This is a genomic window from Actinobacillus genomosp. 2, assembly GCF_029773605.1.
Classification (GTDB): Bacteria; Pseudomonadota; Gammaproteobacteria; order Enterobacterales; family Pasteurellaceae; genus Actinobacillus.
Map to the genome: position 1 here is coordinate 1,125,658 of NZ_CP103807.1, position 12,122 is coordinate 1,137,779.

Here is a 12,122-nt window from a genome sequence, read left to right on the forward strand (position 1 = left end):
AGAGGGGGGAAATAATGAAAGGAATATAAAATGAAAATCGTAGTAGCTTTAGGCGGTAACGCTTTATTAAAACGCGGCGAACCAATGACCGCCCAAAACCAGTCGGCAAATATCAAAATTGCCGCAGAACAACTAGCAAAAATTAAACCGAATAATGAATTAGTGATTTCACACGGTAATGGTCCTCAGGTCGGATTAAGCGCATTACAACACGCCGCTTACCATGCGATTGATAACAAAATTGAGCCTTACCCGCTTGATGTATTAGTTTCCCAAACCGTGGGAATGATTGGTTATATGTTGCAACAAGAACTCACCAATCTCGTGCCGGAACACCCAACTCAAACCTTAGTCACTCAAGTGATTGTTGATGCTAACGATCCGGCTTTTGCCAAACCAAGCAAACCAATCGGACAAGTTTACTCAAAAGAAGAAGCGGAAAAATTAGCCGCTGAAAAAGGTTGGACTGTAATGGCAGATGGTCAATATTACCGCCGTGCCGTGCCAAGCCCGAAACCGCAATCGGTAACTGGTATTGATGCGGTAAAAGCGTTATTAGCACAAGATCAAATCGTAATTTGCGGTGGTGGTGGTGGCGTACCGAGTATTCGTGATGCACAAGGCAAATTACAAGGTGTGGAAGCAGTTGTGGATAAAGATCTTGCGACAGCAGTAATTTCACAACAACTTGATGCAGATTTATTTATTATCGCAACCGATGTTAAAGCGGCGTGCGTAAACTTCAATAAACCAGATCAACTACAAATTGCCAAAGCAACTCCAGCAGAATTGGAAAAACTAGCTGACGAATTTGCACCTGGCTCAATGGGGCCAAAAGTACAAGCAGTGATTAACTTTGTTAAAGCAACCGGTAAAGATGCTGCAATCGGCTCACTTTCCGATATTCAAGATATTGTGGCCGGTAAAGCAGGAACCCGTGTCACCAATAGTATTTCCGGTATTGAGTTTTATAAATAAGCAAAAACAAGCGGTTAGATTTTACTAAAAATCTGCAATATTAAAAAAGTAGGGGCGTACTGAGTACGCACTTTTTTAATGCAAGTGATTAGTTATAAATGGGAACATTCGTACTATCGCTTTCTGTGACTCTCCGTGTATTCCGTGGTTAAACTCCCATTTGTAAAAAATCGAACAAATTTAACCACTTGTTACATAAACGAAAGCCCCTAAACCATAAGATTGAGGGGCTTTCTCTATTATTTTATTGCCGGCAATTATTTTTTAGCTTGTGCTTTTTTTACCCATACCGCTGAGATTGAGAACGCAACGATAAATGAAATTGCCATACCTACAGAGTACATTGCAAGGCTGTCCGGTTTGATTGACGGCACGCCTAAGAAACCTGCCGCACCTAATGCAATCGCTTTCACATTAAAGAATGCGATGAATGCAGAAGCCACACCTGAACCGATCATTGCAGCGATAAACGCTTGACGGTAACGTAAGTTCACACCAAACATTGCCGGCTCTGTAATACCTAATAACGCTGAGATACCAGACGGCACGGCTAAACCACGTACTTTTGCATCTTTCATTGCGAATGCCACACCTAAACACGCCGCACCTTGTGCGATGTTAGACATTGCAGCGATTGGGAAGATAAATGTACCGCCTGTGTTCGCTACTTCCGCTAATAATTGCGTTTCTACCGCAATAAAGGTTTGGTGCATACCGGTGATGACGATTGGTGCATAGAATGTACCGAAGATTGCACCGCCGATAAAGCCTAAGCTGTCGTATAACCACGTTAAACCTGCTGAAATCGCTGAACCTGCTTCACGGCCGAATGGACCGATTACCGTGAATGCTAAACAACCAGCGATAAATAAAGACATCATTGGTGTCACAAGGTTATCTAAATAAGAAGGCACAAATTTACGGAAACCTTTTTCAAGGGTTGCTAATACCCACGCAGAAACGATAGTTGGGATAACCGTACCTTGATAGCCCACTTTTTCAATTTCAAAACCAAGTACGTTCCAGTATTTGATGTTACCTTCCATTAAGGTTTTCGCATAGTTCCAACCGTCTGCTAATGCAGGGTGAACTAATAACATACCGAGTGCCGCACCTAAGAACGGGTTACCACCAAATTTACGCGTTGCAGAGAAACCAAGTAATACCGGTAAGAAGACAAACGGTGCATTTGCAATGGTGTTGATAAAATCAATTAAATCTGCAAATTCAGGGTATTTGGTCGCAACAGATTCACCTTCCCAGAAGAAACCGACCGAAGTCAGCATTGAGTGGATACCCATCAGCAAACCGCCGGCTACGATTGCAGGAATGATCGGCACAAAAATATCCGCTAAACCTTTCACTAAACGTTGTAATAACGGTTGGTTTGCCGCACCTGCCGCCGCTACTTCAGACGTACTCATATCGCCAATGCTCATTTGTTTTTGCATTTCAGCATGTACTTTATTGACTGTGCCTGAACCAAAAATAATTTGGTATTGACCGCTGGTTGAGAATTGACCTTTAACACCTTCGATATTCTCAATCGCTTGTTTATCTACTTTTGATTCATCCGCAAGGGTTAAACGTAAACGTGTTGCACAGTGTGCTAGCGTTGTGATATTGCTTTTACCACCGAGTTTCTCGATCGTTTGCTCCGCAATTTTCGGGAAGTTCATAGTTTGCCACCTATTTTTATATAAAAATTAAACGATTACATTCTAACTAAAACGTTTTAGCTAACAAAGCAAATTTTGCTAAAACGTTTTAGTTTTGTTGACTGGATCACATATTTACAAGTTTAGCTAATAAACATACTCTCTTACATTAATCACATATTAATTTATCTGAAATTATCGTGCCGTTCTCAATCGTTAACACACGATCAAAAAGCGATTTACTTTCTTCAAATTGGTGAGTCACCATTAATAGTGTCAGATTCTGTTGCCGACAAATATCCGCAACTAATACTTGTAATTCATTTCTACGCTTAGGATCAAGTGCCGAAAACGGTTCATCTAATAATAAAATCGGTTGTTTACGTAATAATGTTCGAGCAAGTGCTACTCGTTGTTTCTGACCGCCGGAAAGCTGATCCGCTCGTCTATTCAATAAATCGACAATGCCCATTTGTTCGGCAATTTCTCGGACTTGTGATTGTTGGCTTCGATTAAGTCTTAAGCTCGGAATTAAGGCTAATCCGATATTTTGCTCAACGGTTAAATGTGGAAACACATTATTATCTTGAAACAACATTGATACCGGACGCTCTGAGACTTCCGTTGTCGTATGATTGCAAGCATTTAACCAAACCTGACCGCTTGTCGGCATTTCAAATCCGGCAATAAGATTCAATAAGGTACTTTTCCCTGCACCGCTCTCTCCAACAATCGCTACTTTCTGCCCTTTAGGAATTTCAAGCCTAAAAGACATTGTCATTTGCTCATAATTAAAATGGACATCTAGACGAATCATCTTATTTTCTCTTGCTGATCAATAAATAAAAACGGCAATAATGCAAATAACATCAAAACCAAAGCCGTAACCGCCGCATCTTCGGTTCGATAACTACCTAATTGTTGATATAACAAATAAGGCAAAGAACTAAAATCGGGACTACCAAAGAAAGCGATGACAGTAAAACTGCCTAAACTCGATGACATTGCAAGTGCAAACGCATTGATAAGCGGTCGAATTAAATAAGTTTTTTCCACAATCCACCAACGGCGTAAGCCGGTTAATCCTAAACTTCGGGCTAATTTATCTTGTGCGGTAAGTGAATGCCACATAGCGGCAAAAATAAGTCGATAAATATAGGGTAATAGGGTTAAACCATTACAAATACCAACAATCCATAATAAGTTTGATGTTGTTAATTCAATCTCCATAAAGATTAAAAACAGCCCGACCGCCAATAAAAATACCGGTAAAATTAATGGATAATTAGCAACGCTACTTAATAAGGTATGCAAGCCATTTTTCTGACGAAAAGCAAGTTGGCGTGTTTCTAATGCAAGTAAATATGCTAAACACAGCACAGTAAATGCGGCAATTAAGCTCAATAAAAAAGAGAACCAAACTGCGTCCCATAAGGCTGAATTGAGCAAACGTTCACTTAAATTCGATACAGAAATGCCAGACCAAACCACACTCGCAAGCGGTAAAATAATAAATAAACTTTGCAACACTAGAATAATCTGAAGTCCTATCTTCCTCCAACCTAAAGGCTTCGGTTTCCAAATCATATCAACCACAGGTGCGTATTGTTTAGTATGATTAAAAGCAAATTTTGTAGTTAAACTCATTAAAAGTTGTAATACACTTCCCACCGCAAATTGAATAAGAATCAACATTACCGCTTTTGCGAAATCAAACTCAAAAGTGACTGCTTGATAGATTGCAACCTCTAACGTGCTATATTTAGGGCTACCTCCCAACATTAAAACAATCGGAAAGCTAGTAAAACAAATCAAAAATACATTTGTGAACGCATAGGGTAAAATTCCTTTTAAGATCGGTAATTCAACAATCCGAAAATACTCCCAACCTTTTAGACCTAGTTGGGCCGCTAAACGGTGTTGACTACTAGGAATCAAATTAAGCCCTTCTAAGCTATATTTCATCACTAATGGCAGGTTAAAAAGTATATGAGCGATTAAAATACCAACCAAACCGTAAAGTTGCACCTTCCACTTCAACTCGAAAAAGTGCATTATTTGAGCCATCCAACCCGAACTTCCCCAAAATCCAATAACGGAAAAAATAATAACTAGAGAAGGCAATGCCCAAACTAAAGTAATACTTTTATAAAGTAAGGATTTCCCCACAAAATCTAAGTAGAAAAAAGCCCTCGCTAACAATACTCCCAACACTACTGCAAAAAAGGCGGAAAGGCTTGCTTGTAAAAAGCTATATTTTAAAATCGGTAGCACTTCGGGAAATTTCCAAAGTGTTTCATATTGTCGATATTGCATTAATGCGTTTAAACTAAAAACATAAAGCCCGACAATTAAAATAAAGATAGACCATGCAGTAAATTTTGAGATGGAACGAAACATTATTTCCCCAATAACCGAATAAGATATTTTTTGAACATTTTACGCAATCGTTTAACTTTTAATAGCATTTTAAAAATTGACATGAGGCAAAATTAACTCGTTTTGGTTAATTAACCGGCTGATATTTAATATTTATCAAAATATTTTCAGGTTTTAAGCGTGTTTTTAGCGTCTTTTTGTAGTAAAGTTAGCATAAATAGTAATGGGTTTTAATTACTTAAACCGATTTTTTTCACTTTTTAAATTATTTAAGAGGAATCTTATATGTACTCAAAAGACGTTGTTATTACTGCACCTAACGGTTTACACACTCGCCCAGCAGCTGAGTTCGTAAAAGCAGCTAAAGGTTTTGCTTCAGATATTACCGTAACTTCCGGTGGAAAAAGCTCAAGTGCGAAAAGTTTATTCAAACTTCAAACATTAGGTTTAACGCAAGGTACAACAATCACTATTTCTGCGGAAGGTGAAGACGAGCAAAAAGCCGTTGATTTCTTAGTAGATTTAATCCCTACTTTAGAATAATCCTCATTGAATTTTTACTTCTAAAAACAGCCCTATTTCTTTTCTGTTTCACTAGAAACCGAGATGGAATAGGGTTGTATTGTGCTATATAGCATTGTATCACTTTTAGACAAGGACACATTATGATTACAGGTATCGCAGCTTCTCCCGGTGTTGTATTTGGTAAAGCACTCGTATTGAAAGAAGAGCCAATTGTACTTAATACTCAAAAAATTACAGCAGATCAAATCGAAGCTGAAAAGGCGAAATTTTTTGAAGGTCGTGATAAAGCGGCAGCACAACTGACTGCAATTAAAGAGAAAGCTAGACGCACACTTGGTGAAGAAAAAGAAGCTATCTTTGAAGGTCACTTAATGATCTTAGAAGATGAAGAGCTTGAAGAAGAAATTCTCGGCTATATTGCTGATAACCTTGTAACGGCTGATGTTGCGGCAAGTAAAGTTATTGATATGCAAGCCTCTATGCTGGCAGAAATTGATGACGAATACTTAAAAGAACGTGCAGGTGATATTCGTGATATTGGTAATCGTTTATTACGTAATATCTTAAATATGCACATCATTGATTTAGGTGACATTCAAGAAGAAGCCATTTTAGTTGCTTACGACTTAACACCTTCTGAAACTGCACAATTAAATTTAGATAAAGTATTAGGCTTTATTACTGATATTGGCGGTCGCACATCTCATACCTCAATTATGGCTCGTTCATTAGAACTTCCAGCGATTGTGGGTACGAATGATATTACATCACGTGTAAAAACCGGCGATACATTAATTTTAGATGCGGTAAATAACCAAATTCATATTAATCCGTCTGATGCTGAGCTTGCAGAATTTAAAGCCCTTCAAGAACGTGTAGCGGCAGAGAAAGCTGAACTTGCGAAGTTAAAAGAATTACCAGCGGAAACTTTAGATGGTCATCGTATCGAAGTTGCAGGTAACATCGGTACAATCCGTGATGTTGACGGTGTACTGCGTAACGGTGGCGAATCAATCGGTTTATACCGTACTGAATTCTTATTTATGGATCGTAGCGAATTACCGGGCGAAGAAGAGCAATTCCAAGCATATAAAGAAATTGTTGAAGCGATGAACGGTAAACAAGTGGTATTACGTACCATGGATATCGGCGGTGACAAAGAATTACCGTACTTAAACTTACCAAAAGAAATGAACCCATTCTTAGGTTGGCGTGCAGTACGTATCGGTTTAACACGTCGTGAAATCTTAGATACACAATTACGTGCGGTATTACGTGCCTCAGCATTCGGTAAATTAGCAGTAATGTTCCCGATGATTATCTCTGTTGAAGAAATTCGTGAATTAAAAGCAATCGTTGCGGAATTAAAAGAACAGCTACGTACTGAAGGTAAAGCATTCGATGAAAACCTTCAATTAGGTATCATGGTTGAAACACCGTCAGCAGCAGTCAATGCTCGTCATCTTGCGAAAGAAGCTGACTTCTTCAGTATCGGTACTAACGACTTAACTCAATATACTTTAGCAGTTGACCGTGGTAATGAAATCATTGCACACCTTTACAACCCATTAAGTCCATCAGTATTAAACTTAATTAAACAAGTAATTGATGCGTCACACGCGGAAGGTAAATGGACTGGTATGTGTGGTGAATTAGCTGGTGATGTTCGTGCAACCGCATTATTATTAGGTATGGGCTTAGACGAGTTTAGTATGAGTGCAATTTCCGTACCTCACGTGAAAAAACTTGCTCGTTCAATCAACTATGCTGATGCAAAAGCATTAGCGGATGAAGCATTAGCACAACCGACAGCAGCTGACATTGAAAAATTAGTTAACGATTTTTACGCTAAACTGAACTAATTTTCAATTAAATGGCATACAAAGGCAAAATTCTCGTATAAAATGTACGGGAATTTTGTTTACTATTTTAATAACGGAGATTTCTATGGGCTTTTTCGACAAATTATTTGGCTCAAAACAAGCAGCAACAAAAGAGGTTAAAGTTTATGCACCTCTTTCAGGTGAAATCGTAAACATCGAAGATGTACCAGATGTTGTTTTCTCTGAAAAAATTGTTGGCGACGGTGTTGCTATTCGTCCAAACGGCGATACTATCGTTGCACCGGTAAACGGTACTATCGGTAAAATTTTTGAAACAAATCACGCATTCTCAATTGAATCCGATGAAGGTGTTGAATTATTCGTTCACTTTGGTATTGATACAGTTGAATTAAAAGGTGAGGGTTTTACTCGTGTTGCTCAAGAAGGTCAAACAGTAAAAGCGGGCGATCCAATTATCAAATTCGATTTAGAATTACTTGAAACTAAAGCAAAATCAGTTTTAACACCGGTTGTCATTTCTAATATGGATGAAATCAGCAACTTAGACAAAAAAGTGGGACAAGTTGTTGCAGGCGAAAGTGTTGTATTAACACTAACTAAATAATTGATTTAGTAACATAACTAAATGCCACGATAGTGAAATATCGTGGCATTTTTGTTTGCTAATTTTATTTAGTTATAGCGAAAAAATAGTCAAACAGGTAAAATAAACATAAGTTTTTGCGTAAAGGGGCTATCTCTTTACGCTTTTATTTTCTACTTATTATTTTTTGAGAAATTATGGCGAAATTACATATTACAACTTGGGGTTGCCAAATGAATGAGTACGACTCATCAAAAATGGCAGATCTTTTAAACTCTACGCACGGATTAGAACTGACCGATAAACCGGAAGAAGCAGACGTTTTATTACTTAATACCTGTTCAATTCGTGAAAAAGCACAAGAAAAAGTATTCTCGCAACTTGGTCGTTGGAAAAACTGGAAAAAAGATAAACCGGAATTAATTATCGGTGTAGGCGGTTGTGTTGCATCGCAAGAAGGCGAACACATTCGTGACCGTGCGCCATTTGTTGATATTGTATTTGGTCCGCAAACATTGCACCGTTTACCGGAAATGATCAATAAAATTCGTGGTGGTGACCGTGCGATCGTTGATATTTCTTTCCCAGAAATTGAAAAATTCGACCGCTTGCCAGAGCCTCGTGCCGAAGGTCCAACCGCTTTCGTTTCAATTATGGAAGGTTGTAATAAATACTGTTCATTCTGTGTAGTGCCTTACACACGTGGTGAAGAAGTTTCTCGCCCGGTAGATGACGTATTATTTGAAATCGCACAATTAGCGGAACAAGGTGTACGTGAAGTGAACTTACTTGGTCAAAACGTAAATGCTTACCGTGGTGAAACTTTTGACGGTGGTATCTGCACCTTTGCAGAACTACTGCGTTTAGTTGCTGCGATTGACGGTATCGACCGTGTGCGTTATACCACTAGCCACCCGATTGAATTTACTGATGACATCATCGAAGTTTATCGTGACACGCCTGAATTAGTGAGCTTCTTACACTTACCGATTCAAAGTGGTGCGGATCGTGTATTAACGATGATGAAACGTAACCATACGGCATTAGAGTATAAAGCGATTATTCGTAAACTACGTGAAGTTCGTCCAAATATTCAGATCAGTTCAGACTTTATCGTTGGCTTCCCGGGTGAAACGGCGGAAGACTTCGAACAAACCATGAAAGTGATCGAGCAAGTCAACTTTGATATGAGCTTCAGCTTTATCTACTCTGCTCGTCCGGGCACACCTGCGGCGGATTTACCGGATGATATTTCGGAAGAAGAGAAAAAAGAGCGTTTAGCACGTTTACAACAACGTATCAATCACCAAGCAATGCAATTCAGCCGTGCGATGTTAGGCACGGAACAACGTGTATTGGTGGAAGGTCCGTCTAAAAAAGATATTATGGAATTGACCGGTCGTACCGAAAACAACCGTATCGTTAACTTCCAAGGCACACCGGATATGATTGGTAAATTTGTCGATATTAAAATCACCGATGTTTATACCAACTCATTACGTGGCAATGTAGTGCGTACCGAAGACGAAATGGGCTTACGTGTCGTAGAATCTGCAGCAAGCGTTATCGCTCGTACTCGTAAAGAAGATGAATTGGGTGTCGGCAAATACGTTGTAAATCTATAAGATCTTTATAAAAATATATTCCGTGGTAACACGACTTACCACGGAATATAAAAAAACTCAAAATCACTGAGGGAAGCAAGCGGTTAGATTTTAACAAATATCTGCTGATTTTCCCTGAAATGCTTCCTAATCTTCAAATATTATTCTGCCATTAATTTTTGGCGAACAATTTCAAATAGACATACACCAGTCGCAACAGATACATTTAGTGAAGATACTGAACCAGCCATTGGAATACTGATCAGCTGATCACAATGTTCACGTGTTAAACGGCGCATACCGTCACCTTCTGCCCCCATCACAAGAGCGATTGAGCCTGTTAATTTTGCTTCATAAATTCCTGATGTCGCTTCACCCGCTGTACCAACAATCCAAATATTATGTTGTTCTTGTAGCTCTCGCATTGTACGAGCAAGATTCGTGACACGAATCAACGGTACAGTTTCCGCCGCACCACAAGCCACTTTACGAGCGGTTGAGGTAAGTTGTGCCGATTTATCTTTTGGTACGATAACCGCATCTACACCAGCCGCATCAGCAGTACGTAAACAAGCACCAAGGTTATGCGGATCCGTCACCCCATCTAAGATTAATAAAAACGGGTTGTGCTTTTGACTCAAGATAACATCAAGATCGTGTTCATTCAGTTCTTTTTGTGGAACCACTTTGGCAATAATGCCTTGGTGAACCTCGCCTTGTGCTTTGTTATCCAATGTTTGACGATTGACTTGCTGAATGGCAATACCCAAGCGTTGTAGCTCATTTAATAAGGGAATTAAACGCTTATCTTCACGCCCTTTTAACACTAACACTTCGATAAGGCGTTCCGGAGCATTATCCAAGAATGCTTTTACTGCGTGAATACCATAAATTTGTTCACTCATTTTTATTCCTTTGTAAATAAAAGACGGATAACAAAGAAAAACACATTTCAAAAAAATCTGTGTAAATCCGTGTTATCCGTGACTAATTAAACTCTTGTTATAACAACATTTTAACGACTTTATCTAACTTCACACGTCCAAAACGTTTTAACAATTTTCGTACCGCTTCTGGATAATCATCTATTTGCTGTAAATCGCTATAGTGAGTTAATTCTGTGGTATATGTACGAATCTGGGCTAATTCAGCTTCCGCTTTTTGATGTAATTCCGCTTTTGGATCATGAATTAACACGGCATTCTCAGCATCTAAAGCCCAAGCACGAGGATTGAGATTATTACCGGTTAATAAGATATAACGATCATCAATCCATACCCCTTTTAAGTGGTAACTATTATCGCCGTGTTTCCATAAACGTACCGTTAATTGTCCATTTTGGATATAGCGATCAAAACGTTTAGCAAAGGCACGTAAATTTTTCTCGTAGAGATACGGTAATGCCGATGCCATTGTGAATTTCTCTTCCGGTGGGGTATAAAAATCATTAGCGGTTTTATCACCAACAATAATTTCCGCCTTTTTACCGTGTTCTAAAAGCCAATTTAAACGCTTATAGAGTGAAAGAGGAAAATTAAAATACGGCGTACAGATCGTTAATTTATCTTCCACTTGATAAAACAAAGCTTCAATGGTTTTGTTTAAGCTATTTTTACGTCCTAACCCCACTAGAGGTGATAAACTTAGCTGCTCGCTTTGTGACTGTCCGCTAAAAGCATAGCTCTGTGATGATAAATACTTACGAAATGCTTTAATAAGCGGCCGAATTTCATTGGTTTTCGGACGGTTTTCGTCATCTAAACGATTTACCGCATCATTTTGTAAAATATGCGTATTGGTGAAATCAATAATTGCATCAGTTAAGACTTTATTTTCAATCAGGTGATAACGGTCATAACGATAACGTTCAAATTGTTGTAGATAGACATTATTAATACTTGCTCCGCTATAGAGTAATGTATCATCAAATACAAAGCCTTTTAGATGTAATACGCCGAATAATTCTTTACGATTAATCGGCACACCCCAAAATTGAATTTCCTGCTCAGTGGGTAAATGATATTGTTGCTTGGTTTTCGCATACCAATCTGCATTTGAACTTGTCGTTTCTTCACCTATACGGCCTCGTTGTGCACGATGCCAATCTACCAAGATTTTAATTTCTAAGCTTGGATTTGCTGATTTTGCTTGATAGAGTGCTTCTAAAATTTCTTGCCCCGCTTCATCTTGTTCAAAATATAAAGCGGTTAAATAAATACGTTTTTTTGCAGTTTTAATGAGCTGTAAAATACGGTCTTTAAACGCTCTGCTACTGCTTAGAAAATCTACTTGTTCCGCATTTTGTGGCAGATAGCGGATACTTTCGAGGTATTTTTTAGCTTGGTTTGATTTGTTTAAAATCAGCATTTTATTGCTCCGTTATGATTTTATTCTTTTCCTAAAAGGATTTTTTACTGATACAAGCCAAAAGGCAATTATTGTCTCTTGTTTCTCTTTCTTCAACCCTGATATTATAACAGAGAGATCTTCTTGTACTTAATAATATACTCCATTTCTATTATGCATTTTTACATCCACAACGACGCACTAG

At 38.5% G+C, this 12,122-nt stretch carries 10 protein-coding genes; 5 read left to right on the plus strand and 5 right to left on the minus strand.

The window, feature by feature from the left end; genetic code table 11:
- The first annotated feature begins 30 nt into the window (after positions 1–30).
- Positions 31–978: a carbamate kinase gene (gene arcC, locus NYR60_RS05520; RefSeq protein WP_279465991.1), complete on the plus strand. Its 948-nt coding sequence runs from the start codon at positions 31–33 to the stop codon at positions 976–978.
- A 257-nt stretch (positions 979–1,235) separates the two neighbouring features.
- On the opposite strand, the gene NYR60_RS05525 is transcribed toward arcC, so the two are convergent.
- The 3 genes from NYR60_RS05525 to thiP form a co-directional block, all read right to left on the minus strand.
- Positions 1,236–2,657: a sucrose-specific PTS transporter subunit IIBC gene (locus NYR60_RS05525; protein ID WP_279465992.1), complete on the minus strand. Its 1,422-nt coding sequence runs from the start codon at positions 2,655–2,657 to the stop codon at positions 1,236–1,238.
- 148 nt (positions 2,658–2,805) lie between these two features.
- The gene (thiQ, locus tag NYR60_RS05530) at positions 2,806–3,453 is read right to left on the minus strand and encodes a thiamine ABC transporter ATP-binding protein (RefSeq protein WP_279465993.1); all 648 of its coding nucleotides are present in this window, start codon (positions 3,451–3,453) and stop codon (positions 2,806–2,808) included.
- Positions 3,450–5,036 carry a thiamine/thiamine pyrophosphate ABC transporter permease ThiP gene (thiP, locus tag NYR60_RS05535; RefSeq protein WP_279465994.1) on the minus strand — a complete coding sequence of 529 codons (1,587 nt, stop codon included), beginning with the start codon at positions 5,034–5,036 and terminating at the stop codon, positions 3,450–3,452. The genes thiQ and thiP overlap by 4 nt, the downstream gene beginning before the upstream one ends.
- A gap of 264 nt (positions 5,037–5,300) precedes the next feature.
- Between thiP and ptsH the strand changes: the two genes are divergently transcribed.
- From ptsH to miaB, 4 genes are all read left to right on the plus strand, one after another.
- A complete protein-coding gene (gene ptsH / locus NYR60_RS05540; protein WP_005598406.1) occupies positions 5,301–5,558 on the plus strand; it encodes a phosphocarrier protein Hpr in 258 nt (85 codons plus the stop codon).
- Between the two features lie 122 nt (positions 5,559–5,680).
- Positions 5,681–7,402, plus strand: coding sequence for a phosphoenolpyruvate-protein phosphotransferase PtsI (gene ptsI / locus NYR60_RS05545; RefSeq protein WP_279465995.1), 1,722 nt, complete (start codon positions 5,681–5,683; stop codon positions 7,400–7,402).
- Between the two features lie 85 nt (positions 7,403–7,487).
- The gene (crr, locus tag NYR60_RS05550; protein ID WP_279465996.1) at positions 7,488–7,988 is read left to right on the plus strand and encodes a PTS glucose transporter subunit IIA; all 501 of its coding nucleotides are present in this window, start codon (positions 7,488–7,490) and stop codon (positions 7,986–7,988) included.
- 176 nt (positions 7,989–8,164) lie between these two features.
- Positions 8,165–9,592, plus strand: a complete 1,428-nt coding sequence (gene miaB, locus NYR60_RS05555; protein WP_279465997.1) for a tRNA (N6-isopentenyl adenosine(37)-C2)-methylthiotransferase MiaB — start codon at positions 8,165–8,167, stop codon at positions 9,590–9,592.
- Positions 9,593–9,732: 140 nt separating this feature from the next.
- On the opposite strand, the gene rlmB is transcribed toward miaB, so the two are convergent.
- Positions 9,733–10,476, minus strand: a complete 744-nt coding sequence (gene rlmB, locus NYR60_RS05560) for a 23S rRNA (guanosine(2251)-2'-O)-methyltransferase RlmB (RefSeq protein ID WP_279465998.1) — start codon at positions 10,474–10,476, stop codon at positions 9,733–9,735.
- Positions 10,477–10,573: 97 nt separating this feature from the next.
- Positions 10,574–11,938 (minus strand): CDP-diacylglycerol--serine O-phosphatidyltransferase, encoded by a 1,365-nt coding sequence (pssA, locus tag NYR60_RS05565; RefSeq protein WP_279465999.1) that lies wholly within the window; start codon positions 11,936–11,938, stop codon positions 10,574–10,576.
- Between the last annotated feature and the right edge of the window lie 184 nt (positions 11,939–12,122).